The 25855-nt window shown below is 63.7% G+C and carries 22 protein-coding genes; 11 read left to right on the top strand and 11 right to left on the bottom strand.

All coding sequences use genetic code 11. The features are described from left to right. The first annotated feature begins 240 nt into the window (after nt 1-240). Entirely contained in the window at nt 241-1137 is an 897-nt protein-coding gene (gene dapA, locus B3349_RS10505; RefSeq protein ID WP_291588546.1) for a 4-hydroxy-tetrahydrodipicolinate synthase, read from the top strand. A 63-nt stretch (nt 1138-1200) separates the two neighbouring features. After that, nucleotides 1201-2304: an NlpB/DapX family lipoprotein gene (bamC, locus tag B3349_RS10500; RefSeq protein WP_291588545.1), complete on the top strand. Its 1104-nt coding sequence runs from the start codon at nt 1201-1203 to the stop codon at nt 2302-2304. A gap of 547 nt (nt 2305-2851) precedes the next feature. Here the strand turns inward: bamC and B3349_RS10495 are convergent. The 7 genes from B3349_RS10495 to B3349_RS10465 form a co-directional block, all read right to left on the bottom strand. Beyond that, nucleotides 2852-3133: a hypothetical protein gene (locus B3349_RS10495; protein WP_283339482.1), complete on the bottom strand. Its 282-nt coding sequence runs from the start codon at nt 3131-3133 to the stop codon at nt 2852-2854. A 223-nt stretch (nt 3134-3356) separates the two neighbouring features. Then, a complete protein-coding gene (locus tag B3349_RS10490; protein WP_291588544.1) occupies nt 3357-6245 on the bottom strand; it encodes an aconitate hydratase in 2889 nt (962 codons plus the stop codon). Between the two features lie 169 nt (nt 6246-6414). After that, on the bottom strand, nt 6415-9000 hold the full coding sequence (gene acnB, locus B3349_RS10485; protein WP_291588543.1) for a bifunctional aconitate hydratase 2/2-methylisocitrate dehydratase: 2586 nt from the start codon (nt 8998-9000) through the stop codon (nt 6415-6417). Between the two features lie 60 nt (nt 9001-9060). Further along, nucleotides 9061-9648 carry a hypothetical protein gene (locus B3349_RS10480; protein ID WP_291588542.1) on the bottom strand — a complete coding sequence of 196 codons (588 nt, stop codon included), beginning with the start codon at nt 9646-9648 and terminating at the stop codon, nt 9061-9063. Nucleotides 9649-9686: 38 nt separating this feature from the next. Beyond that, nucleotides 9687-10691, bottom strand: coding sequence for an HpcH/HpaI aldolase/citrate lyase family protein (locus tag B3349_RS10475; protein ID WP_291588541.1), 1005 nt, complete (start codon nt 10689-10691; stop codon nt 9687-9689). Continuing rightward, the gene (gene tam, locus B3349_RS10470; protein ID WP_291588540.1) at nt 10688-11488 is read right to left on the bottom strand and encodes a trans-aconitate 2-methyltransferase; all 801 of its coding nucleotides are present in this window, start codon (nt 11486-11488) and stop codon (nt 10688-10690) included. The genes B3349_RS10475 and tam overlap by 4 nt, the downstream gene beginning before the upstream one ends. A 20-nt stretch (nt 11489-11508) precedes the next feature. Further along, nucleotides 11509-12495: a malate dehydrogenase gene (locus tag B3349_RS10465; protein ID WP_066539187.1), complete on the bottom strand. Its 987-nt coding sequence runs from the start codon at nt 12493-12495 to the stop codon at nt 11509-11511. Nucleotides 12496-12719: 224 nt separating this feature from the next. Here B3349_RS10465 and B3349_RS10460 point away from each other — a divergent pair, with 224 nt between their 5' ends. From B3349_RS10460 to B3349_RS10430, 7 genes are all read left to right on the top strand, one after another. Beyond that, nucleotides 12720-13511, top strand: coding sequence for a GntR family transcriptional regulator (locus B3349_RS10460; protein ID WP_291588539.1), 792 nt, complete (start codon nt 12720-12722; stop codon nt 13509-13511). A gap of 134 nt (nt 13512-13645) precedes the next feature. Continuing rightward, nucleotides 13646-14080 carry a succinate dehydrogenase, cytochrome b556 subunit gene (sdhC, locus tag B3349_RS10455; RefSeq protein ID WP_066539192.1) on the top strand — a complete coding sequence of 145 codons (435 nt, stop codon included), beginning with the start codon at nt 13646-13648 and terminating at the stop codon, nt 14078-14080. Nucleotides 14081-14103: 23 nt separating this feature from the next. Beyond that, nucleotides 14104-14469 (top strand): succinate dehydrogenase, hydrophobic membrane anchor protein, encoded by a 366-nt coding sequence (gene sdhD / locus B3349_RS10450; protein WP_066539194.1) that lies wholly within the window; start codon nt 14104-14106, stop codon nt 14467-14469. Nucleotides 14470-14502: 33 nt separating this feature from the next. Further along, nucleotides 14503-16308, top strand: a complete 1806-nt coding sequence (gene sdhA, locus B3349_RS10445; protein ID WP_280011010.1) for a succinate dehydrogenase flavoprotein subunit — start codon at nt 14503-14505, stop codon at nt 16306-16308. 27 nt (nt 16309-16335) lie between these two features. Beyond that, nucleotides 16336-17040, top strand: coding sequence for a succinate dehydrogenase iron-sulfur subunit (locus tag B3349_RS10440; RefSeq protein ID WP_066539199.1), 705 nt, complete (start codon nt 16336-16338; stop codon nt 17038-17040). Nucleotides 17041-17043: 3 nt separating this feature from the next. After that, a complete protein-coding gene (locus tag B3349_RS10435; RefSeq protein ID WP_066539202.1) occupies nt 17044-17319 on the top strand; it encodes an FAD assembly factor SdhE in 276 nt (91 codons plus the stop codon). Nucleotides 17320-17379: 60 nt separating this feature from the next. After that, nucleotides 17380-18690, top strand: coding sequence for a citrate synthase (locus B3349_RS10430; RefSeq protein ID WP_066539204.1), 1311 nt, complete (start codon nt 17380-17382; stop codon nt 18688-18690). 178 nt (nt 18691-18868) lie between these two features. Here B3349_RS10430 and B3349_RS10425 read toward each other — a convergent pair whose 3' ends face one another. Next, nucleotides 18869-20185: an NAD(P)/FAD-dependent oxidoreductase gene (locus B3349_RS10425; RefSeq protein ID WP_291588538.1), complete on the bottom strand. Its 1317-nt coding sequence runs from the start codon at nt 20183-20185 to the stop codon at nt 18869-18871. A 454-nt stretch (nt 20186-20639) separates the two neighbouring features. Here B3349_RS10425 and map point away from each other — a divergent pair, with 454 nt between their 5' ends. Then, on the top strand, nt 20640-21434 hold the full coding sequence (gene map, locus B3349_RS10420) for a type I methionyl aminopeptidase (RefSeq protein WP_291588537.1): 795 nt from the start codon (nt 20640-20642) through the stop codon (nt 21432-21434). A gap of 133 nt (nt 21435-21567) precedes the next feature. Next, nucleotides 21568-21900, top strand: a complete 333-nt coding sequence (locus B3349_RS10415) for an SMR family transporter (protein ID WP_291588536.1) — start codon at nt 21568-21570, stop codon at nt 21898-21900. A gap of 48 nt (nt 21901-21948) precedes the next feature. Here the strand turns inward: B3349_RS10415 and B3349_RS10410 are convergent, their stop codons facing one another. Genes B3349_RS10410 through B3349_RS10400 form a run of 3 tightly spaced genes read right to left on the bottom strand, consistent with a single transcriptional unit; the run spans nt 21949 to nt 25851 of the window. Beyond that, nucleotides 21949-22848 carry a LysR substrate-binding domain-containing protein gene (locus B3349_RS10410; RefSeq protein ID WP_291588535.1) on the bottom strand — a complete coding sequence of 300 codons (900 nt, stop codon included), beginning with the start codon at nt 22846-22848 and terminating at the stop codon, nt 21949-21951. A 57-nt stretch (nt 22849-22905) separates the two neighbouring features. After that, nucleotides 22906-23748 (bottom strand): alpha/beta fold hydrolase, encoded by an 843-nt coding sequence (locus B3349_RS10405; RefSeq protein ID WP_291588534.1) that lies wholly within the window; start codon nt 23746-23748, stop codon nt 22906-22908. A gap of 12 nt (nt 23749-23760) precedes the next feature. Then, a complete protein-coding gene (locus B3349_RS10400; RefSeq protein WP_291588533.1) occupies nt 23761-25851 on the bottom strand; it encodes an acetate--CoA ligase family protein in 2091 nt (696 codons plus the stop codon). Nucleotides 25852-25855 lie beyond the last annotated feature (4 nt).

Here is a 25855-nt window from a genome sequence, read left to right as displayed (position 1 = left end):
AACGGCCGCACCGCCTTGTCCCTCGGGCAGCCCTAGCCCGTGCCGCTGCACGCGCCCGTCCCACAGCACCGGCACGGACGCAACACATTCGACGAAACAAAAAATAATTTATCGTCACATCGGCGAATAATTGCATCAAAATGGCAGAAACAGCGTCATGAGCGTTGCCACCCTGTCTGCCCAGTGCCCTTCACCAGATCCGCTGGGTAGAATGAATTTTTCCCGTTTCACTTTGCGGACATGACCACTTCTTCCGTCGCCCTGCGGGGCAGCATTGTTGCCCTTGTCACTCCCATGCATGAGGACGGTAGCGTCGACTACCCCAGCCTGCGCAAACTCATCGACTGGCATGTGGCCGAAGGCACCAACTGCATCGGCGTGGTCGGCACCACCGGCGAATCGCCCACGGTGAGTGTGGAAGAGCACTGCGAAATCATCCGTGTGTCCGTGGAGCAGGCCGCAGGCCGCGTGCCCGTGATGGCCGGCTGCGGCGCCAACAGCACGCACGAAGCCATCGAGCTGGCCCGTTACGCCAAGAAGGTCGGCGCCGACAGCCAGCTGCAGGTTGTGCCCTACTACAACAAGCCCACGCAGGAAGGCCAGTACCAGCACTTCAAGGCGATTGCCGAGGCCGTAGGCGACCTGCCCATGATGCTCTACAACGTGCCCGGCCGCTCCGTGGCCGATATGCAGCACGACACCGTGCTGCGCCTGGCACAGATCGACAGCATCTTCGGCATCAAGGAAGCCACCGGCAACATCGAACGCGCACAGTGGCTGATCCGCGATGTGCCCCAGGATTTTGGCGTGTACTCGGGCGATGACCCCACTGCCGTCGCGTTGATGCTGCTGGGCGGCCACGGCAATGTGTCCGTCACCGCCAACGTGGCCCCGCGCCTGATGAGCGAGCTGTGCCAGGCCGCGCTGGCCGGTGATGTCAAGCGCGCCATGGACATCCAGTTCAAGCTGATGCCACTGCACAAAAACCTGTTTGTGGAAGCCAACCCCATCCCTGTGAAATGGGCTGTTGCACGCATGGGTCTGTGTGGCGCTACCATGCGCCTTCCCATGACACCGCTGTCCGCAAACAACCACGCCGTAGTGGAAACTTCTTTGCGCGACGCGGGTCTGCTCTAATAGCGGTTTGCGCCGGGTGTCACCCGGCGCTTTCCCATGTCTTGACCCTCAAGGATTTCCTGCGTGAAAAACATCACACGACTGAGCCTGTTGGGCATTGCCGTCGCTCTGTCGGCTTGCTCTGTGCTGGAGAACGACAAGATCGACTATAAGAGTGCCAAAAAGGGCGTGACCCTGGATGTGCCTCCCGATCTGAACCAGCTCTCTCGCGACACACGCTACAACGTGCCCGGCTCCAGCGTTTCGGCCCGTGAGCTGCAGGCTGGCCAGGCATCGGTGACACCGCCGCTGGAAAAGGCCGCAGCCCTGACCGTGGGTGACGTCACCATCGAGCGTGACGGCAACCAGCGCTGGCTGGTGGTCAACCGCCCTGCTGACAAGATCTGGGATCCGGTGCGCGATTTCTGGCTGGAAAGTGGCTTCAACATGGCCATTGAAAAGCCCGAGCTGGGCATTCTGGAAACCGACTGGGCCGAAAACCGCGCCAAGCTGCCCCAGGACGTGATCCGCTCCACCTTGGGCAAGGTGTTCGACTCGCTGTACTCCACCAGCGAGCGTGACCGCTTCCGCACCCGCCTGGAACGCCGCGCCGACGGCAAGACCGAAATCTACGTGACGCACCGCGGCATGCAGGAGGTCTATGCCAACCAGCAGAAGGACAGCACCATCTGGCAGCCACGCGCCGCCGATCCCGAGCTGGAAACCGAATTCCTGCGCCGCATCATGGTGCGCCTGGGCAGCACCGAAGAGCAGTCCAAGGCCGTGGTGGCCGCTGGCGGCACCAAGCCCACCGTGGCCCAATCGACCCGCGTGACCACGCTCAACGGCCAACCCGCCGTGGAAATCGACGAAGCCTTCGACCGCGCCTGGCGCCGTGTCGGTGTGGCCCTGGACCGTACCGGCTTCACCGTGGAAGACCGTGACCGCAGCAAGGGCCTGTACTTCGTGCGCTACGTGCCGGCCAACCCCGACACGGAAGAAAAGAAGAAGGGCTTCTTCGGCAGCCTGTTCGGCTCCAAGGCCGAGGCCAAGCCCGCCAAGTACCAGATCGCTGTGCGCAGCGAAGGCGCCAAGTCGCGCGTGGTGGTGCTGGGCGAAAACGGCCAGCCCGAGAGCGACGTCAACGCCCAGCGCATCGTGCGCGTCATTGCCGACGATCTGCGGTAATCCCTTCGGGATCCTCCACCCAAAGGCTGCCTCGGCAGCCTTTTTTCATGGCATTTTCAGTCCGCAGCGTGGCCAATCCTCTGGGGATACACCGTGCTCCCAAGCGCCCATGGCGGTATGGCATGGGACCGAAGCGTCAACGCGGCCATGCTGCCGAACCAGCTCACCTCAGAGCCTCGCGCTTGCGAGATGGAAGGCAGCGCCTCTGCGCACGACCGCCATGCAACGGTAGCCTGACTCCACCACACTCCGTCCAGCGCCCCCCTACAGCGCAACATCCCCACTTCGGCCCCGCCTGAACGGGCAGCCCCATGTGCGTAGCCAGGAGTGCCGATACGGCGCTGGCAACATGCAGTGAACGCCGCCAGGGGCAGGCGCAGGACCCCTGCACGGTCCCGTCACAACTGGCTGCTGCTTGCAAGCCACAGCAACCATGAAGGCCAAATGCCCAGCCCACAAACAAAAAGCCCGCCAGAGGCGGGCTTTTTGGTGCATTTGCCACCACGGTTGACAGGCCTGGGCCCGCAGCGTGGAGGAGGAGTGCAAATTACTTGGCTGCGGGTTCAGCAGCTTGCTTGGCAGCGTCGGCAGCAGCGTCAGCAGCTTGCTTGGCGGCGTCAGCAGCAGCGTCAGCGGCGGGAGCAGCAGCGTCAGCAGCAGGAGCGGCGGGAGCAGCAGCGTCAGCAGCAGGAGCGGCAGGAGCTTCAGCAGCAGGAGCGGGAGCTTCCACAGCAGGAGCGGCGGGAGCAGCAGGAGCTTCTTCCTTCTTGCCGCAAGCAGCCAGAGCAGCAGCAGCGATCACGGTAGCCAGAACGAGAGACTTCTTCATGACAATTTCCTCTTGAGGATGAGTTATTCGGTATGCCGCACCGGCTGGCCCCCTCCGGGCCCTGTTGGCTGGTGCTACGCACATGCCCGCCAGGGGCACGCATGCACAGACATGTACCGTCTCAACGCATGCCACACGCGGTTGGTTTACAGGGTTTGCATATTTTTTGAAAAAAAATTTGCCTTCCCTGTAAAACCTCCACGGCCCGGTGCCGCACGCTTTTTCAGCCCGCCAGCAGTTGCCGCAGCACATAAGGCAGAATGCCGCCGTGGCGGTAGTAATCCACCTCGATAGGGGTGTCGATGCGGAGTTTCACAACCACTGTCTGCTGGCTGCCATCAGCGCGTGTGACCACCAACTTTGCATCGCTTTGCGGGGCCAGATTCGCTGCCGGGATGACGTCGATCCACTCATCCCCCTTCAGGCCCAGCGTCTGCCAGCTGTCATTGCCCTTGAACTGCAGCGGCAGCACGCCCATGCCCACCAGGTTGGAGCGGTGAATGCGCTCGAAGCTGCGCGCGACCACCGCCTTGATCCCCAGCAGCTGCGTGCCCTTGGCCGCCCAGTCGCGGCTGGAGCCGGTGCCGTACTCCTCGCCCGCCAGCACCACCGTGGCCCGGCCGGCCGACTGCCACTTCATCGCAGCGTCGTAAATGGACATTTTTTCCACCTTGCCGTTGTCGTCGCGGTAAAGCGTCACCCCGCCCTCCTCGCGCGAGCCATCGGCCGCCGCAGGAATCATCAGGTTCTTGATGCGCACATTCGCAAAAGTGCCGCGCATCATCACCTCGTGGTTGCCACGGCGCGAACCATAGCTGTTGAAGTCGGCCTTTTGCACGCCATGGGCCAGCAGCCACTGGCCGGCAGGAGAGCTTTCCTTGATGGAGCCTGCCGGAGAGATGTGGTCGGTGGTGATGGAGTCACCGAACAGGGCCATGATGCGCGCACCACGCACGTCGTGGTCGGGAGCCGACGCGCCCCCCGCGGCAGCACCCGGCTCCAGCGTGAAGTCCTGGAAGAATGGTGGCTCGGCGATGTAGGTGCTTTGCGGCCAGGTGTAGGTGGAGCCGGTCACACCCTTGATTTTTTCCCACAGCTTGCCAGGCTCGGTCTTCACCTTTTCATAGTTGGCGCGGAAAGCCTTGCCGTTCATAGCGTACTTCAGCAGCGCATGGATTTCCTCGCTGCTGGGCCAGATATCGCCCAGGTAGATGTCCTTGCCGCCCTTGCCCTTGCCCACAGGTTCGGTCATCAGGTCCTTGCGCACCGTGCCGGCAATCGCATAGGCCACCACCAAGGGCGGGCTGGCCAGGAAGTTGGCCTTGATATTGGGGTGGATGCGCGCCTCGAAGTTGCGGTTGCCAGACAGCACTGCCGCGCACACCAGGTTATTGCGGGTGATGGCGTCGTTCAGCTCCGGCGTCAGATCGCCCGCGTTGCCGATGCAGGTGGTACAGCCATAGCCCGCCAGCGCAAAGCCCAGCTTTTCCAGGTAAGGCAGCAGACCGGTTTCGGTCAGGTACTCGGTCACCACGCGGGAGCCGGGCGCCAGCGAGGTCTTGATGTGCGGCTTGACCTTGAGCCCGGCCTGCACCGCCTTCTTGGCCAGCAGACCGGCCGCCAGCAGCACGCTGGGGTTGGAGGTGTTGGTGCAGCTGGTGATGGCGGCAATCAGCACATCGCCGTTACCGATGCGCAGCACCTTGTCGTCGCTGCCGGGCAGCGCACACACCGCCGTGGTCACGGCATTGTCATGCGTGGTTTCCAGCGTGGGGCGGTTGCTGACCATTTCCACCACCGCACGCGGCGCACCCGGCTTGGGCGGCGGTGCATCGGTGGCCAGCTCTCCTTCGCCACAGCCTACGCGGTGGCGCAGCCCCAGCCTGTCGGCCGGCTGGTTGAAGCCATTGGCCGCCACCGAGGCCGTGAACAGGGCATCGAACCTGCCGGCCACATCGCCGATTTCGATACGGTCCTGCGGGCGCTTGGGACCGGCCAGGCTGGGTGCCACCGTGCCCAGATCCAGCGAAACCACGCGCGAATAGTCGATGTCACCCGCCCGGGGCACACCGAACAGGCCCTGGGCGCGGAAATAGGCTTCGAACGCCTCGATCTCGCTTTTCTTGCGCCCCGTGCCCTGAAAGTAGTCCAGCGTCTTTTCGTCCACCGGGAAGAAGCCCATGGTGGCGCCGTATTCAGGCGCCATATTGCCGATGGTGGCGCGGTCCGGCAGCGTCAGGCTGGCCGTGCCTTCGCCAAAAAACTCCACAAACTGGCCCACCACCTTTTCCTTGCGCAGCATTTCGGTGACGGTGAGCACCAGATCGGTGGCGGTCACGCCTTCACGCAGCCGCCCCGTGAGCTCGAACCCCACCACATCGGGCGTCAGGAAGTACACCGGCTGGCCCAGCATCGCGGCCTCGGCCTCGATGCCGCCCACGCCCCAGCCCACCACGCCGATGCCGTTGATCATGGTGGTGTGGCTGTCCGTGCCCACCAGGGTGTCAGGGTAGTAGACCCCATCGCCCGTGCGGTGCACACCGCGCGCCAGGTATTCCAGATTCACCTGGTGGACGATGCCGAAGCCCGGCGGCACCACACCAAAGGTGTCAAAGGCCTGCATGCCCCATTTCATGAACTGGTAGCGCTCCTGGTTGCGCTGGAATTCCAGTTTCATGTTCAGGTCCAGCGCCTTGGGGGTGCCAAAGTAGTCGACCATGATGGAGTGATCGACCACCAGATCCACCGGCACCAGGGGCTCGATGGCCTTGGGCTTCTTGCCCAGTTTGGCTGCGGTGGAGCGCATGGCGGCCAGATCCGCCAGCAGCGGCACACCGGTGAAGTCCTGCAGCACCACACGCGAGACCACGAAGGGAATCTCGTCGGTCCGCACGGCCTTGGGCTTCCACTGCGCCAGCTGGGCCACATGCTCGGGCGTGACCTTGTTGCCGTCGCAGTTGCGCAGCACCGATTCCAGCACGATGCGGATGGACACCGGCAAGCGTTTCACGCCGGGGTATTTCTGCGCCAGCGCTGGCAGTGAGAAGAATTTCCCTTCCTTGCCCGAGGCGGTGCGGAAGTTGTGGAGGGTGGAAGCGAATGCGTGTTTCATCGAGGGTTCTCCGTCCATACAAAAGCCATCACCCCTGCATTCTGCGTCGCCCCCTCTGACGCGTCTATCGGACAAAGACCACGCGGCAAGCCATCGGGTACAAAAAAACCCGCCGAAGCGGGTTTGGGAGGCAAGGGCCGGCGCATGTCCGGCCTGTGCAGCAGGTGAATTACACCTTTTCGGCGACTGCCGCGTACTCGGCGATCTCATTGAAGTTCATGTAGCGGTAGACGGAGGCCTTGTCGGCATCGATCACGCCCATTTCCTTCAGGTACTCTTCCTTCGAAGGCAGCTTGCCCAGGCGCGATGCGATCGCGGCCAGCTCGGCCGAGCCCAGGAACACATTGGTGTTCTTGCCCAGACGGTTGGGGAAGTTGCGGGTCGACGTGGAGATCACGGTAGCGCCTTCACGCACCTGGGCCTGGTTGCCCATGCACAGCGAGCAGCCCGGCATTTCGGTGCGCGCACCGGCCGTGCCGAAGGCCGCGTAGTGGCCTTCCTTGATCAGCTCGCTCTGGTCCATCTTGGTGGGAGGAGCCACCCACAGCTTGACGGGGATGTCGCGCTGGCCGCCCAGCAGCTTGGCTGCGGCGCGGAAGTGACCGATATTGGTCATGCAGGAGCCGATGAAGGCTTCATCGATCTTGGTGCCGGCCACGTCGGACAGGGTCTTGGCGTCATCGGGATCGTTCGGGCAGCAAACGATGGGTTCCTTGATGTCGGCCAGATCGATTTCGATGATGTGGGCGTACTCGGCGTCCTTGTCGGCTTCCAGCAGATCGGGCTTGGCCAGCCAGGCTTCGACCTTTTCGATACGGCGCTGCAGCGTGTTGGCGTCGGCGTAACCATCGGCGATCATGTTCTTCATCAGAACGATGTTCGAGGTCAGGTATTCCTTGATCGGCTCGGGGTTCAGCTTGATCGTGCAACCTGCGGCAGAACGCTCTGCCGAGGCATCGGACAGTTCGAACGCTTGCTCGACCTTCAGGTTGGGCAGACCTTCGATTTCCAGGATACGACCCGAGAATTCGTTGATCTTGCCAGCCTTGGCCACGGTCAGCAGACCTTGCTTGATGGCGTACAAGGGGATCGCGTGCACCAGGTCGCGCAGGGTCACGCCGGGCTGCATTTCACCCTTGAAGCGCACCAGCACCGATTCTGGCATGTCAAGGGGCATCACGCCGGTCGCCGCACCGAAGGCCACCAGACCGGAACCTGCCGGGAAGGAGATACCGATGGGGAAGCGGGTGTGCGAGTCACCACCGGTGCCGACGGTGTCAGGCAGCAGCAGGCGGTTGAGCCAGCTGTGGATCACGCCGTCGCCAGGACGCAGGGCCACGCCACCGCGGTTGCTGATGAACTGGGGCAGTTCGCGGTGGGTCTTCACGTCCACAGGCTTGGGGTACGCAGCGGTGTGGCAGAAGGACTGCATCACCATGTCGGCAGAGAAGCCCAGGCAGGCCAGGTCCTTCAGCTCGTCACGGGTCATGGGGCCGGTGGTGTCTTGCGAGCCCACGGTGGTCATGCGGGGTTCGCAATAGGTACCGGGACGCACGCCCTGGCCTTCCGGCAGACCCACGGCGCGGCCCACCATCTTCTGGGCCAGCGTGAAGCCGGCGTTCGAAGCAGCAGGTGCCTGAGGCAGGCGGAACACGGTGGAGGCGGTCAGGCCCAGGAACTCACGGGCCTTGGCCGTCAGCGAACGGCCGATGATCAGATTGATACGGCCGCCGGCGCGCACTTCGTCAAACAGCACGTCGCTCTTGAGCTGGAACTCGGCCACCGTGTCGCCGTTCTTGGTGATCTTGCCGTCGTAGGGCAGCACGTCGATCACGTCACCCATTTCCAGCTTGGAAACGTCCACTTCGATCGGCAGCGAACCCGAGTCTTCCTGCGTATTGAAGAAGATGGGGGCGATCTTGCCGCCCAGCGTCACGCCACCGAAGCGCTTGTTGGGGACAAAGGGAATGTCCTGGCCGGTAGCCCAGACGATGGAATTGGTTGCCGACTTGCGCGAAGAACCGGTACCCACCACGTCGCCGACGTAGGCCACCAGGTTGCCCTTGGCCTTCAGCTCGTCGATGAACTTCATCGGGCCACGCTTGCCGTCTTCTTCCGGCTTGAACTTCGCGTCAGGACGCGTGTTCTTCAGCATGGCCAGGTAGTGCAGCGGAATGTCGGGGCGGCTCCAGGCGTCCGGGGCGGGCGACAGGTCGTCGGTATTGGTCTCACCAGGCACCTTGAAGACGGTGACGGTGATCTTCTTTTCCACTTCGGGACGCGAAGTGAACCACTCGGCATCCGCCCAGCTTTGCATCACTTCCTTGGCCTTGGCATTGCCCGACTTGGCCTTGGTGGCCACGTCGTTGAAGAAGTCGAACATCAGCAGCGTCTTCTTCAGGGCGTCGGCAGCCACACCGGCGACTTCGGCGTCGTCCAGCAGTTCGATCAGGGGGTGGACGTTGTAGCCGCCCACCATGGTGCCCAGCAGCTCGGTAGCCTTGGACTTGGAGATGAGACCCACCTTCAGGTCGCCGTGTGCCACGGCGGCCAGGAAGGAAGCCTTGACCTTGGCCGCATCGTCCACTCCGGGCGGCACGCGGTGGGTCAGCAGATCCAGCAGGAAGGCATCCTCGCCAGCAGGCGGGTTCTTGATCAGCTCGATCAGCTCAGCGACCTGCTTGGCATCCAGAGGCAGCGGGGGGATGCCCAGTGCGGCACGTTCTGCCACATGGTCACGGTAGGCTTTCAACATGGGTTCTCTCTCCAATGGTTTTGTAAGTGGGGTCAGCCTATTGGCAGCCCACCGCCGGCTTTATTTGCCGGCTGCGGGGTTTTCCAGAAGGCTAGGAGGGGGGTTTCGCTTGATGGCTTCAGCCACCTGGGTTTGCTCGCTGCTCATGCACTCGTCCGCCAGGCGCTGGCCTTGCTTCTGGTTCATGAGCATGGATTTGTTGGCGATCTGCAGCCACACGGCACCGGCCTGCTTGTCTTCCAGGCGCACCACGCCGGTGGACGTGGTCACAGGGGACATGTGGTACTTGAAGCCATTGCCGTCCACGTGGAAGTAACCCGGGTTGTTGCCATCCTTGGTCACGTTCACGTGCTGGCCCAGCTCGCAGCCGATGCGACCGGTGTGCACGCGGTCCGCCAGGCTCAGGGCTTCGGGCGACAGGGCCGAGGCGGCCACGGCCGTGGCGGCACCCGCGCCGGCCGCGGCGGCTACAGCGCCCTTGGTGGCAGCGCTCTTCTTGGCGGTGGTGGTCTTCTTCGCGGTGGAGGCCTTGGCGGCCGGTGCAGCCTTCTTGGCCGCGGCGGGCTTGGCCTGGACGGTGGCAGCAGCGGGCTGTACCAGCATCAGTGCGGGTACGAGGGCGATGACGGAGGCAATGAGGGTTTTCATTTCAGCTCCTGGATTTCCATGTGTTGTTTGCTACGGTTTTAAGATCCGGCAGGGCCAAACCAGTGGCTTGCGGCCACAGGGATGTGCTGCCCTGTCCGGTGTGCACGCTCCAGCAGCTGCCAGTAATACCGGTAGCTGGCGCGGTCGTGCAGCACGCCGTGGTGGCTGATGGGAGCCCAGTCAGCGTTGGCGGCGGCGGCAAGAATATCCGCAGCAAGCGCCACTTCGTCGCTCGCGGGCATGAAAGCCGCCAGAATCGGACGAATTTGCGCCGGGTGGATACTCCAGACCCGGGTATAGCCGAAATCATTGAAAGCTTTTGTTGCAGCCGCCTGCATCACTGCGGGGTTTTTGAACTCGGTGACCACACAGTGCGAAGGCACTTTGCCGTGGGCGTGGCAGGCCGCCGCAATCTCCAGCTTGGCACGCACCACCAGCGGATGCTGAAACTGTCCTTCCACGCCCATGGCGCTGGAGGGAATGGCGCCCCCGTGGGCCGAGACAAAGTCCATCAGCCCAAAGGAAATGCTTTGCACCGCCGGATGGGCGGCAATCTCGAAGGCCCGGTGCACTGCGGCCGGCGATTCAATCAGCACATGCAGCGGCACCGGCTGGTCGGTTGCGCGCTGCAGGGCTTTTTCAGCCAGCAGCACATCCTCCACCGATTCCACCTTGGGCACCATGATGTGGCACAGCCGGGCACCCGCCTCACCGGCAATGATGTCCATGTCCTGCTGAAAGGCTGCATGGTCCACGGCATGCACGCGGGCCGCCACCCGGGCGCCTGGCGCCGCATTGCGGGCCAGCCCGGCCACCAGCCTGGCGTGCTGCAGCTCCTGGCCGACCGGGGCGCCGTCTTCGCAGTCCAGCGTGACATCGAACACGCAGGCGCCGAACTCGGCCATCATCTCGGCCTGCAGCTGCAGACTTTTGCGCATGCGCTCTTCCACGCCACTATAGTGGTCGCACACGGGCAGACGCTGCGTACCGCCCGCCTGGGCGTCCAGCAAGACCTGCGCGGGGTGGACAGTCGAATTCGTCATGCTTGGCGTTGGGCAACAAGAAACAGGCGCGGGAAGGCCAGCAAGCGCTTGCCGTCCGCCCGCACGGGATAGGCAGCATCCACACGGCGCTCGTATTCCGTCAGAAATGCGGCTTGCAGCGCCTGGGGCAGGCCTTCCACAAAAGGCTTCAAACCGGTGCCACGCACCCATTGCACGATGGCGGCAGCGGACTCCATGGGGTGCTGGTACACGGTGTGCCATACATCCACGGAGGCGGTCTGCGCGCGTGGCGCAGCCAGTAAATCGTAATAAGCCCCAATGGGCAGAATGTCGGTACGCACCTTGTCTGCATCGCCGATGTACGGGGCAAACTCGGGCAGACGCGCCACTTCGCGCATCAGCCGGTGCGTGGGTTCCTGACGGTTGTCCGGCATCTGGATCGCCAGCACGCCACCGGGCGCCAGCAGCGAGAGCAGACGGGGAATCAGGGTTTCATGCAAGCCCACCCACTGCAGGGAGGCATTGGCATAGATCAGGTCCGGTGCAGGAGCGCCTGCCTCCGGCGCCCAGGTGGCGATATCGCCCAGGGCAAATTGCGCCTGCGGCAGCTGCGTGCGCGCAGTGGCCAGCATGGCGTCGGAATTGTCGATGCCCAGCGCCTGGGCATCGACAAAGCGCTGCACCAGCAGCTCGGTGGAATTGCCCGGCCCGCAACCCAGGTCCACCACATGGCGGACATGGGCAGGGTCGCCTGGCACCCGCGCCAGCAGCTCGGCCGCAGGACGCGTGCGTTCATTGGCGAAGCGCAGATACAGCGCAGGGTTCCAGTCTTGCATGCCGGTGACTCGCTGGTGGCTTACAGCAGGTGCTTGACGCCGTCTTGCTCGCCTTGCAGCTCAGCCAGGGTCTTGTCGATGCACTCTTGCGAGAAGGCATCGATTTCCAGACCTTCGACGATCTTGTATTCGCCGTTTTCGGTGGTCACGGGGAAACCGAACACCACACCGGCGGGAATACCGTATTGGCCTTGCGAAGGCACACCCATGGTGACCCATTCGCCATTGGAGCCCAGGGCCCAGTCACGCATGTGGTCGATCGCAGCGTTGGCAGCCGAAGCAGCCGACGACAGGCCGCGGGCAGCGATGATGGCGGCGCCACGCTTGCCCACGGTGGGCAGGAACACGTCCTTGTTCCACACCTGGTCGTTGACCATGTCCTTGACCGACTTGCCGTCCACGGTGGCGAAACGGTAGTCAGCGTACATGGTGGGCGAGTGGTTGCCCCAGACGGTCAGCTTGCGGATGTCGCCCACCTTGAAACCGGCCTTGGCAGCCAGTTGCGAAGCAGCGCGGTTGTGGTCCAGACGCAGCATGGCGGTGAAGTTCTTGGCCGGCAGATCCGGAGCCGACTTCATGGCGATGTAGGCGTTGGTGTTGGCGGGGTTGCCGACCACCAGCACCTTCACATTGCGCGAAGCCACGGCGTTCAGGGCCTTGCCCTGGGCGGTGAAGATCTGGGCATTGGCAGCCAGCAGGTCGGCACGTTCCATGCCGGGGCCGCGAGGACGGGCACCGACCAGCAGAGCGTAGTCGGTATCCTTGAAGGCTTCCTTCGGGTCGCTGTGGGCTTCGATGCCGGCCAGCAGAGGGAAGGCGCAGTCTTCCAGCTCCATGATCACGCCCTTCAGAGCGTTTTGAGCCTTTTCGTCGGGGATTTCCAGCAGTTGCAGAATAACGGGTTGATCTTTACCCAGCATTTCGCCAGAGGCGATGCGGAACAACAGGGCGTAACCGATTTGGCCAGCTGCGCCGGTGACGGCGACACGGACGGGCTTCTTGCTCATGTAAGAACTCCAAGTATGGATAAAACAGTTGTCGGCGCAGGAAGCACCAGCATCCATGACCAGCCGCCCATGCTCCGCAAACAGGGCGAAAGTGTACCGCCGATTTGAATCCTTGGTCAATTTGTCTTATGTCTTATATAAGATATGATCGGGGCTTTGACCACGGACCCGTTCCGCCTGTTTTTCCCGCCCGGAGATTGCTGACCGCTCCCCTACCCTGCACCATGGCATCCACCCCGACCACCGCCCCCGAGTTCCCCAACCACAGCGTCTCCAGCTCGGGCGCATCCACTCCCTCCTTCAGCCCGCTGTACCAGCAGATCAAGGGCCTGATCCTGCAAAGCCTGCAGGCTGGCGAGTGGCGTCCTGGCGAACTGATCCCCAGCGAAATGGAGCTGGCAGCACGCTTCAAGGTGAGCCAGGGCACGGTGCGCAAGGCCATTGACGAGCTGGCCGCCGAGAATCTGGTCATGCGCCGCCAGGGCAAGGGCACGTTTGTCGCCACCCACGCCGCGCAGCAGGTCCAGTATCGCTTTCTGAAGCTGCACCCGGACACCGGCGATCTGCAAAAGGAAGGCCGAGCCCAGCGCAGCATCCTCGAATGCAAGCGCGTGCGCGCCAGCGCCGAAGTGGCCCGCCTGCTGCAGCTCAAGAGTGGCGACGCCGTCATCCAGGCCCGCCGCGTGCTCACGCTAAGCGGCACGCCCACCATCGTGGAAGACATCTGGTTGCCCGGCCACGCCTTCAAGGGCCTCAGCGCCGAGCAGATGGGCAGCTACCAGGGCCCGACCTACGCCATGTTCGAGCTGGAGTTCGGTGTGCGCATGGTCCGTGCCGACGAAAAGATCCGCGCCGTGCTACCCGATGAAGAGCAGGCACAGCTGCTGCAAGTAAGCACTTCCACACCTCTGCTGAGCGTGGAGCGCGTAGCCTATACCTACAACGACACCCCCATGGAGTTACGACGCGGTATCTACCGCACTGACACGCACCACTACCGCAACGAATTGAGCTGATCTGCAGCTTCCGCCTCGGAGATACCGCACAATCCCGGATTCCCAGGCACCCGAAACTGCGGCATTGCAATAGAATTTTGGATCGTTTGCATCCGAGCGATTACAACGCAGTTACATCTCGAAAGCACCCCGCCATGACTGAGTTAGCAAAAAAGCGGCCAGAGTTCCGCAACATCCACGCCCTCCAGGACCTCCCAACCTATCGCTTGCCGCCGGCTGGCTGGGTTTCCATCTTGCACCGCATCAGCGGCCTGCTGATGTTCCTGCTGCTGCCGTTCATCCTCTGGATGTTCGACAAGTCGCTGTCCTCCGAGTTCTCCTTTGAAATCTTCAAGGCGGCCTTCAACGTGGGCATCGGCTTCGTGCCGGGCTGGTTCATCAAGCTGGTCACGCTGGCCATCATCTGGGCCTCGCTACACCACCTGATCGCCGGTCTGCGCCACCTGTGGATGGACGTGTCGCATTCGGCCGTATCCAAGGAATTCGGCAAGTCTTCCGCCGTGACCGTGCTGGTCATCAGCATCGCCCTGACCGTGGTCCTGGGTGCCAAGCTGTTCGGCCTGTACTGATACCACGTTAGAAGGAAAACAACATGTCCGTGAATTACGGCTCCAAGCGCACCGTGGTCGGTGCCCATTACGGTATCCGCGACTGGCTGGTGCAACGCGTCACTGCGGTCCTGATCGTGCTGTTCACCGTGGTCGTGCTGGCCCAGCTGGTGTTCAGCCAAGGCCCCATCGGCTACGACCTGTGGGCCGGCATCTTTGCCGCCCAGTGGATGAAGTTCGTCACCTTCGGCGTGATCATTGCGCTGGCCTGGCACGTCTGGATCGGTGTGCGCGATATCTGGATGGACTACGTCAAGCCCGTGGGCCTGCGCCTGGCGCTGCAGGTTTTCACCATTGTCTGGCTGGTCGGCTGTGCTGGCTGGGGCTTCCAAGTCCTGTGGCGTCTGTGACTTGCGCCCTCCCCTCACGATTGAAGGTTAAGAATGAGCTACTCCAAAGCGAATATCACCAAGCGCAAGTTTGACGTTGTCATCGTCGGTGCCGGCGGCTCCGGTCTGCGCGCTGCCCTGGAACTGTCCCGCGCCGGCCTGTCCGTCGCCTCGCTGTCCAAGGTGTTCCCCACCCGTTCGCACACCGTGGCTGCACAAGGCGGCGTGTCGGCATCCCTGGGCAATATGTCCGAGGACAACTGGCACTATCACTTCTACGACACCATCAAGGGTTCCGACTGGCTGGGCGACCAGGACGCCATCGAGTTCATGTGCCGCGAAGCACCGAACGTCGTGATCGAGCTGGAACACTTCGGCATGCCGTTCGACCGCAACCCCGACGGCACCATCTACCAGCGTCCCTTCGGCGGCCACACCGCCAACTACGGCGAAAAGCCCGTGCAACGCGCCTGCGCTGCCGCTGACCGTACCGGTCACGCCATGCTGCACACGCTGTACCAGCAGAACGTCAAGTCCAAGACCAACTTCTTCGTGGAGTGGATGGCCCTGGACCTGATCCGCAACCCCCAGGGCGATGTGGTCGGTGTGACCGCACTCGAGCTGGAAACCGGCGACCTGTACGAGCTGCACGCCAAGGCCGTGCTGCTGGCCACCGGCGGCGCCGGCCGTATCTTCCAGGCATCCACCAACGCCTTCATCAACACCGGTGACGGCCTGGGCATGGCTGCGCGCGCTGGCATCCCGCTGCAGGACATGGAATTCTGGCAATTCCACCCCACCGGCGTGGCCGGTGCCGGCGTGCTGCTGACCGAAGGCTGCCGCGGCGAAGGCGCCATTCTGCTGAACAGCGAAGGCGAGCGCTTCATGGAGCGTTACGCTCCCACACTGAAGGATCTGGCCCCCCGTGACTTCGTGTCGCGCTCGATGGACCAGGAAATCAAGGAAGGTCGCGGCTGCGGTCCCAACAAGGACTACATCCTGATGAAGCTGGACCACCTGGGTGCCGACACCATCCGCAAGCGCCTGCCTTCCGTGGAAGAAATCGGCCACAACTTCGCCAACGTGGACATCACCAAGGAACCCATTCCCGTGGTGCCCACCATCCACTACCAGATGGGTGGTATCCCCACCAACATCAACGGCCAGGTCGTCACCTGGGACGGTCAGCAAAACCAGGTCGTCAACGGTCTGTACGCTGTGGGCGAATGCTCCTGCGTGTCGGTGCACGGCGCCAACCGCCTGGGCACCAACTCGCTGCTGGACCTGCTGGTCTTCGGCAAGTCCGCCGGCAAGCACATCGTCAACTTCGTCAACAACTTCGGCCCCCACCACAGCGTGCCCGCCGACGGTGCTGACCGCACGCTGGAACGCCTCAACCAGCTGGACAACTCCAAGGACGGCGTCTACGCCCAGGACATCGCTGGCGACATCCGCACCGCGATGCAGACGCATGCCGGCGTGTTCCGCACGCAAAAGAGCATGGACGAAGGCGTGACCAAGATCAACGCCATCCGTGACCAGGTCGGCTCCGTGACCCTGAAGGACAAGTCCAAGGTCTGGAACACCGCCCGCATGGAAGCGCTGGAAGTGGACAACCTGATCGAAGTGGCCCAGGCCACCATGACATCGGCTGCTGCCCGCAAGGAATGCCGTGGTGCACACACCGTGTACGACTACGAGCACCCTGCCGACCACGCCGAGTTCCCGCTGGGCCGCAACGACAAGGAATGGCTCAAGCACACCCTGTGGGACAGCGCCACCAACGGCCTGTCGTACAAGCCCGTGAACCTGAAGCCCCTGACCGTGGACAGCGTGCCTCCCAAGGTCCGCACGTTCTAATCCAGCAGCCCACGAGAGAATCCAAAAATGAAGCGTACTTTCAAAATCTACCGCTACGATCCGGACAAAGACGCCAAGCCCTACATGCAAACCGTGCAAGTGGAGCTGGACGGTCACGAACGCATGCTGCTGGACGCCCTGGTCAAGCTGAAGGCGATGGACCCCTCCATCTCCTTCCGTCGCTCCTGCCGTGAAGGCGTGTGCGGCTCGGACGCCATGAACATCAACGGCAAGAACGGTCTGGCCTGCCTGACGAACATGAACACCCTCAAGGGCGACATCGTTCTGAAGCCCCTGCCCGGCCTGCCGGTCATCCGCGACCTGATCGTGGACATGACCCAGTTCTTCAAGCAGTACCACTCGATCAAGCCGTACCTGCAAAGCGACATCTACACGACAACCAGCAAGGAACGCCTGCAGTCGCCCGAAGAGCGCGAAGAGCTCAACGGTCTGTACGAGTGCATTCTGTGCGCCAGCTGCTCGACCAGCTGCCCCTCGTTCTGGTGGAACCCCGACAAGTTCGTGGGCCCGGCCGGTCTGCTGCAGGCTTACCGCTTCATCGCGGACAGCCGCGACACCGCCACCGGCGAGCGCCTGGACAACCTGGAAGATCCGTACCGCCTCTTCCGTTGCCACACCATCATGAACTGCGTGGACGTGTGCCCCAAGCACCTGAACCCCACGAAGGCCATTGGCAAGATCAAGGAACTGATGGTCCGCCGGGCTATCTGATCCATGAACGAGATGGACGCAATCCTCGAAGAACGGGAACGCGACTTGCTGCGGTGGCGAAGCCGCCGCGGCCTGGTCGAGAACGATCTCTACATCGAGAAGTTTTTTGCCACTTACGGCAGCCAGTTGACGCGGAGACACGCAACTGGTCTGTCTGCCCTGATGGACTTGGCAGACAACGATCTGATGGATCTCTTCCTGCGCCGCAAGGAGCCGGAAGGGGCCTTAGACACCCCTGAAGTTAGAGAAGTGCTACAGATGGTGCGCAAGCCCCTCTGATCTGCACAACTTGCAAAAAAGGCCGGCCCAGATCCGGCCACTCCGAGAAGGAAGTTGGAAATGAAACTCGCTGACAACAAAGCAACGCTGTCTTTCAGCAATGGCGCACCCAGCGTCGAATTGCCGGTCTACCAGGGCAACATCGGCCCGGACGTGATCGACATTCGCAAGCTGTACGGCCAATCGGGCATGTTCACCTATGACCCCGGCTTCCTCTCGACCGCGGCGTGCCAGTCGGCCATCACCTACATCGACGGTGACAAGGGCGAACTGCTGTACCGTGGCTACCCCATCGAACAGCTGGCCAAGAACTGCAACTTCCTGGAAACCTGCTACCTGCTGCTGTACGGAGAGCTGCCCAACGAAACCCAGAAGGCTGACTTCGAGAACCGCGTGACCCAGCACACGATGGTCAACGAACAGATGCAGTTCTTCCTGCGCGGTTTCCGTCGTGACGCACACCCCATGGCTGTGCTGACCGGCCTAGTGGGCGGCATGTCGGCCTTCTACCACGACAGCACCGACATCACCAACCCCGAGCACCGCGAAATCGCCGCGATCCGCCTGATCGCCAAGCTGCCTACGCTGGTCTCCATGGCCTACAAGTACGGCGTGGGCCAGCCCTACATGTACCCGAAGAACGACCTGTCCTACGCAGGCAACTTCATGCGCATGATGTTCGGCAACCCTTGCGAAGAATACAAGGTCAACCCCGTGGTGGAACGTGCGCTGGACCGCATCTTCATCCTGCACGCTGACCACGAGCAAAACGCTTCGACCTCCACCGTGCGCCTGTGCGGTTCGTCCGGCACCAACCCCTTCGCGGCCATCTCCGCTGGCGTGGCCTGCCTGTGGGGCCCTGCCCACGGCGGCGCCAACGAAGCCTGCCTGAACATGCTGGAACACATCCAGGCCAACGGCGGCATCTCCAAGGTCGGCGAGTTCATGGAACAGGTCAAGGACAAGAACAGCGGCGTGAAGCTGATGGGCTTTGGCCACCGCGTGTACAAGAACTACGACCCCCGCGCCAAGCTGATGCAGGAAACCTGCAACGAAATCCTGCAAGAGCTGGGCCTGGAAAAGGATCCGCTGTTCGCACTGGCCAAGCAGCTGGAAAAGATCGCCCTGGAAGACGACTACTTCGTGCAGCGCAAGCTCTACCCGAACGTGGACTTCTACTCCGGCATCGTGCAACGTGCCATCGGCATCCCCGTCAAGCTGTTCACCGGCATCTTCGCTCTGGCCCGCACCGTGGGCTGGATCGCTCAGCTGAACGAACAAATGGCTGACCCCGAGTACAAGATCGGTCGTCCCCGCCAGCTATACACCGGCTCTGTCGCCCGCGACGTCAAGCCCATCACCCAGCGTTGATGCGTGCGCCGCAAGGCGCATTCCACCGACATGGCAAAAGCCCGCACGCCTTGCGCTTGCGGGCTTTTTTCATGGGGCTCAGCACCAGCCGAAGCACCCACCGGGATGGCACCTGAAAACCGGGAGCGCCAGCAGACCCACGCCCCCACAGCCTCCTGTTCGGCAGCGGCGCAGAACTTCAATCCAGCCGGATCGAAGGACGCAGGCGGGAATTCATCATGTCCACCAGCCACAGGAAACCGCCGCGCCAGAAGCCATAGAGCCGGGCCTGGTGCGAGCGGTACAGCCACAGGTGGCTGAGCATGGCCAGCCGCCCGCGGATGGTGCCGCCGTTGAACAGCCCGAACTTGCCCAGTGATCCATAGGCGTCGTAATTGGCCAGCGACACCAGCGCGCCCATATCGCGGTAGGCAAAGCGCTCGCTGCTGCCGGCCTGCGGGTCGCGCAGCACCTGGGGCAAGGTGTCGATCAGGTAACGCGCCTGCTGGTGCGCCACCTGGGCCGTCGGCGGCAGGGGCTGGCCCTGCCCCGGCAGCGTGAAACTGGCGCAGTCGCCCACCGCGTAGATATCGGGGTCATCGGTACGCAGGTGGTCGTTGACCACCAGCTGGTGGCCGCGCGTGGTCTGCAGGCCCAGGGTCGACAGGAATTCCGGCGCCTTCACGCCCGCAGCCCACACCCGCAGACCGGCATGCACCGTCCGGCCATCGCCCAGCACCAGACCATCGGCCGTGGCTTGCTGCACCCGCTCGTTGACCAGCACGGTCACGCCCAGGGCCTCCAGACGGCGCTTGGTCGCGGCCGAGATGTCTTCGGTGAAGCTGGGCAACAAACGCGGCCCGGCTTCGACCAGCACAATGCCAAAGCGTGCCGCCTCCCCGATGGCGCCATAGGCGCGGGCGCTTTCTGCCAGTTGCACCAGCTCGGCCGCCAGCTCCACCCCGGTGGCCCCGCCCCCCACAATCGCCACCTGCAGGCCCTCGCCTTGGGTCATGCTGCGCACCATGCGCAGGCGAATTTCCTGGTTGAAGGCATCGGCCTTGCGGCGCGTGTCGATCATGAAACAGTGCTCCAGCACCCCATCCGTGCCAAAGTCATTCGCACCGCTGCCAATGGCCAGCACCAGCTTGTCATAGGCAATGCGCCGGCCTGGCACCACTTCGCGGCCATCGGGCGCGGTGATCGGCGCCAGCAGCACCTCCTTGGCCACACGGTCCAGGGCGCACATCTCGCCGGGCTGGTAGGCAAAGCCCGCATCGGCCGCCTGGGCCAGATAGGTGGTCTGCTGCTGGGCCAGATCGCGCGTGCCTGCAGCAATGGTGTGCAGCATGGGCTTCCAGACGTGGGCGGAATCGCTGTCGATCAGCGTCACGCTGGCGATCAGGCCGTCATCGCGGCGCTTGCCCAGGGCCGAGGCGATTTCCAGGCCCGCCACGCCGCCGCCTACGACGACAATCCGGGCCGGCTGCGATGCGGTGCTGCGTTCTTCGCCCATGGCGACTTCCTTTGTGGTGTTGGCAGAAAAAAGAATCAGAGGCACAAGGCTGCCACCATTCCACTGGTATCTCTCCCCGCAGTCCACCAGCAGCCCTGTGCGCAAGGGGCGCATTGTGCACCAATATTCATAGCACTGAATTCAATACAGACAACGGTTTCAACTGTGTTTTATATCTAATAGAAGACTAAAAATTTAGTAACCACCTGGTAACTGCTTCCGATTTGCCCAGGCCTTTTCACGGCCTGCCGGCCGGCGCAGAAGGCACCACCGGTCCGGCGTTCCAGGGCACTGAACCGCACGCATCCGGCGCACCACAGCCCGCGCAAAGCCACCGCACGGCCCACACCATTGCGCCCCTGCGGTCTGCGCCCCACCGCACAGATGCCGATAATGGGCGGCATCCGCAGCCTGCCCGCTGCCCCATGCAGCCACCTTCGGTGCTGCCCACACCATGCGCAAAAAACTTCCTCCCATCCACGACGCCGCCGGCATTGCCAAGTCCCGCGAAGCCGGCATGCTGGCCGCCCGCGTGCTGGAAATGCTCACCCCCCATGTACAGCCCGGCGTGAGCACCGAATACCTGGACGGGCTGTGCCACGACTTCATCGTGGACGAGCTGCGGTGCATCCCCGCCAACATCGGCTATTACGGCTATCCCAAGACGGTGTGCACCTCGGTCAACCACGTGGTCTGCCACGGCATTCCGTCCACCAAGGAAATCCTCAAGGACGGTGACATCGTCAACGTCGACGTGGCGCTGATCAAGGACGGCTGGTTTGGCGACACCAGCCGCATGTACACCGTAGGCCAGGTCTCGGCCCTGGGCCGCCGCCTGATCGACACCACCTACGAAGCCATGGTGGCCGGCATCCGTGCCGTGAAGCCCGGTGCCACGCTGGGCGACATCGGCCATGCCATCCAGACCGTGGCCCACCGCGAGCAGTTCACCATCGTGCGCGACTACTGCGGCCACGGCATCGGCCAGACCTACCATGACGAACCCCAGGTACTGCACTACGGCCAGCGCGGCCAGGGCATGACGCTGCAGGAAGGCATGATCTTCACCATCGAGCCCATGGTCAACGTCGGCAAGCCAGCCACCAAGGAGCTGGACGACGGCTGGACCGTGATCACCCGCGACCGCTCCCTGTCTGCCCAGTGGGAGCACATGGTGGCCGTGACTGCCACCGGCTACGAGGTGCTCACCCCCTGGCCCGAAGGCACCGGAGCCTACCCGGCGCCCTGAGCCGAGCGCTGCGCGGGCGCCTTGGCCCGTGCGCACAAACCGGAACCGGGCGTCAAGCAAGGGCCTGGCCTGCCTCGGGCCATTGGACGCCTCCCGCCACGCCAGCGGTTCGGTTGGCGCTACAGTCGCCGGCATGAGCAATTACTGGTTTCTGGGCATCGCCATCGTCTGCGAAGTGGCCGCCACCTCGCTTCTCAAAAGCACCGAAGGCTTCAGCCGCCTGGGGCCCAGCGTGCTCGTGGGTCTGGGCTATGTGCTGTCGTTTTACTTCCTGTCGCTTACGCTGCGCACCGTGCCCACCGGCGTGGCCTACGCCATTTGGTCGGGTGCGGGCATCGTGCTGGTCTCGGGTATCGCCTGGGTGTTTCTGAACCAGAAGCTCGACATCCCGGCCCTGATCGGCATGGGCCTGATCCTCAGCGGTGTGCTGGTGATCAATCTGTTTTCCAAGACCGCCGGCCACTGAGCCGCCAGGTCCCTGATATCGCCTTCGCACCGGGCGAGGTCCACGGATTCAGCCCTGGGACGCGATCTGCTCGGCCAGCCAGTCCCGGAACACCTGCACCTTGTGCGAGTGGCGCTGCAGTTGCGGGCGCACCAGATAGTAGGAAGCGCCGGTGCGCACCGGCAGACCAAATGGTGCCACCAGCTTGCCACTGCGCAGATCGTCCACCAGCAGGGCGGTCTGGCCGATGGCAATCCCCAGGCCATCGGCCGCGGCCTGCCAGGTCAGCACCGAGCTGCTGAAGCGCATGCTCTCCACGCTGTCGATCTCCGCCTCGTACCGGCATTGCCGGGCCCAGGTCTGCCAGTCTTTCTGCCGGTAGTGCGAAACCAGCAACCGCGTGCGCAGCAGGGCCTGCGGATAGGCGGACTCGGGCGCATTGCTGCGAAAGAACGCCGGGCTGCACACCGGCTCGATCACGTCTTCGAACAGAAAGTCCGTGTCCGTCCCCGGCCAGGCACCGTTGCCCATCTGGATGGCCATGTCCACCGGGTCACGGTCAAAGTCCACGTCCTTGACCGAATTGGTGATGACCACCGCAATGTCGCTGTAGCGGGTATGGAAATCGTGCAGGCGCGGGATCAGCCACTTGGCCGCAAACGTGGTGTAGGTCTGGATGCGCAGGGTCCGGTCCGAGCCGCTGCGCATGATGTCGCCCGTGGCCTTGCCTATGCTCTCGAAGGCCGGCGCAATGGCATCGCCGTAGCGCTGGCCGGCCTGCGTCAGGCTGATGCCATGGCGCTCGCGCCGGAACAGCTCCACCCCCAGGTATTCCTGCAGCACATGAAGCTGCTTGCTGACCGCCGACTGGCTGATGTGCAGCTCCTTGGCGGCCAGGGTCAGATTGCAGGTGCGCGCCACCACCTCAAACACTTTCAGCGGATTGAGCGGAGGAATCTTCAGGGCCATGCGCGCCATTCTAGAAGCCTGTGTGGCGCAGCGCTGTCGCGCAGGCCCGGCCTGGCATCACGTCTGCAACCAGCGCATCACCAGGGTGTTCACCGCGTCCGCGCTTTCATATTGCACCCAATGGCCAGCGCCGGGCACGATGGTCCAGTCCCGTTCGGGGCGGTCCTGTTTTAGGGCTTCGGCCGCCACCATGGGTACGGCCGTCACATCGGCCTCGCCCCACACCAGCAGAATCGGCCTGGCATAGTCGCGCAGCACCGCCTGCAGGCGGCTGCTGCGCGACATGGCCTTGCTGCGAAACCGCGTGGCTTCGCAGCAATGGCGATGGATGTGCCGGGCCAGCGCATCGGCCGCGGCCTCCTTGGAAAGCATGAACACCGCCAGGTTCTGGTCCAGCGCCGCCATGCGTTCGGCCGGATCGCTGACCCGCCAATCCAGCAGCGCCTCGGTTTCCCTGCGCGAGCCGCCATGGCCGGCCGTCCCCAGCAGCACCAGCCGCTGTACCTGCGGCAGGCGTGCGGCCAGCATGCCGGCCACCGCCCCCCCAAAGGAGAATCCGGCCAGGTGCAGCGGCTGCGCACCCACCAGTTGCACCACGCTGTCGCTCAGCGCGTCCAGCAATGCCGCCGGCCGCTGCCCGTCATGGGCGGGCAGGGCAAAGTCTTCGGATGCACCAAAGCCCGGCAGGTCCGGCACCAGCACCCGGTAGTGGCGGGCAAAGCACCCGATATTGCGGACCCAGTGCATCCAGGACCCATGGCCGCCATGCAGCAGCACCAGAGGCTGGCCCTGGCCCCATTCGCGCCAATGCAGCGTGATGCCGCAGGCCTGCACCCGGTGGTGGCGGGCGTGGGCTTCCAGTGCCCCCAGCAGCTGCGCTGCGCTGTCCTCTCCGTCCATGCTGCGCCGGCCTTATCGGGCCTGAAGCACCAGCGCATCCACCGCCAGCACCCCCTGCCCTTCGGGCATCACCATCAGCGGGTTCACTTCCGCCTCCAGCACCCCATGTTCGGGCTGCAGCGCCAGTTGCGACAGATCGGAAATGGCCTGGGCCAACGCTTCCAGATCGCCTCTGGCCTTGCCACGCAGACCCGATACGGTCTGCAGCAGCTTGACCTCGGCAATCATCTCGCGCGCGGTGTCCACACTGACCGGGGCCAGCCGGATGCTGCGGTCACGCATCACCTCGGCCCAGATGCCGCCAGCGGCCAGCATGATGATGGGGCCAGCATCGGGATCGATGCGGTAGCCCAGCAGCACCTCGGTCAGTCCCTTGCGCAGGGGCTGCACCAGCACCTCGCTGCAGGCCACACCGGGCGCCCTGGCTGCCAGATTGGCGCGCAGCGTGGCGAACGCCTGCCCCAGCTGCTCCTGGTTCTGGATCCCCAGCACCACACCGCCCACTTCGGTCTTGTGCGGGATCTCGGGCGAGCACACCTTGGCCACAACTGGAAAGTCGAACGGCAGCGGCCCAGGCAGGCCGTCCAGCGCGAAGGTGGCCGCGGGCGCATGGGGCACCTGCAGACGGTCCAGCAACTGGTAGGCCTGCGCCTCGCTCAGTGCAGCACCCGTACCCTGTGCCGCCGCCACGCTCTGGCCCGGTGTGTGCGGCACACGGCGTGCCAACACGGCCGCAATCGCATCGGCACAGCTTTCCGGTGTGCGAAAGCAGGGCATGCCGGCCTGGGTCAGGGCTGCCAGGGCCTGAGGGGCATCCGGCACCAGCATGGTCACCAGAGGCTTGGCGTGGCCGGCACTGTCCATGATGGGCTTGACCGCCAGATCGGGCTGGAAGCGCGCCGAGGAGCCCACCACCGCCACCACCATGTCGAACTCCGGGGCCTCCAGCATGATGTCCAGCACGCTCTTCATTACCTCATACCGGGTACCCGCCAGGGTCAGGTCCAGCACCCGGCCGGCACTGCCCGGCACTTGGGCCGCCTTGAGCAGGGCCAGGGTCGCGTCCGACACGGGCTGCACCGTGATGCCGCGCAGCCCCAGCTGGTCCACCACCATGGCAGCGCCACCGCCGGTGGTGGTCACCACGCCGATGCGTTTGCCGGCCATGGAATGGGACTGCAGCGGTACTTTCTGTGCCAGGGGAAAGACTTCGAACAGCGTCTCCAGCATGTCCACCCGCACGATGCCCAGGTCTTTCAGGAAGGCATCGGCAATATCGTCCTCACCCGCCAGTGCGCCAGTGTGGGTGGCCGCCATTTCCGCTGCGGCGCTGGATCGGCCCAGCTTGTACGCGATCACCGGCTTGCCGCGGCGTGCGGCTTCGCGGGCAAATGCCTGCAGCTGGTCGCCGTGGCGCAGGCTTTCCAGAAAGAGCGCATAGCCTTCGATGGCCGGATCGTCCAAGGTCGCCGCGCAGATCTCCCCGATGCTCAGATCCACTTCGCTGCCCACCGACACCAGCCCCGCAAACCCCACGCCGCGCGCCTTGCCGCGAGACACCAGGGCCCCGATCATGCTGCCGCTGTGCGAGGCGACAAACACCTTGCCCCTGGGCACATCGGGCTCTGCAAATGCGGCATTCGCAGTCAGCACCAGACCGTTGTGCGGGTTGACCACCCCCAGGCTGCTGGGCCCCAGAATGCGCAGCGTGGAGTTGCGGGCAATGGCGCGCAACTCCGCTTCACGCTGGACGCCTTCAGCGCCCGACTCCGAAAAGCCGCTGGCCAGAATGGTCACCAGCGGAACGCCCAGGCGCGCACATTCCCTGACCGTGTCGATCACGGTCTCGGTGGGCGACAGCACAAACACATGGTCCGGCACCTGCGGCAAGGCCGCCAGGCTGGGCCATGCCTGCTCGCCTTGCACGTGTGCCCGGTTGGGATTGATCGGATAGATCGTCCCTGCGAAGCCTGAGTGGCGCAGAAACTGCAGCGGACGGCCACCCGTTTTCTTGACGTCATCCGATGCGCCCACCAAAGCAATGCTTCGGGGGTACAGCAGGGTCTGGCAGACGGAGGGCATAGCGGCGAGGGATGCGGTCATGGCG

The sequence above is a fragment of the Comamonas sp. UBA7528 genome (assembly GCF_002479375.1).
Taxonomy (GTDB): Bacteria; Pseudomonadota; Gammaproteobacteria; order Burkholderiales; family Burkholderiaceae_C; genus Comamonas.
This window is presented reverse-complemented; position numbering and strand designations above follow the sequence as displayed.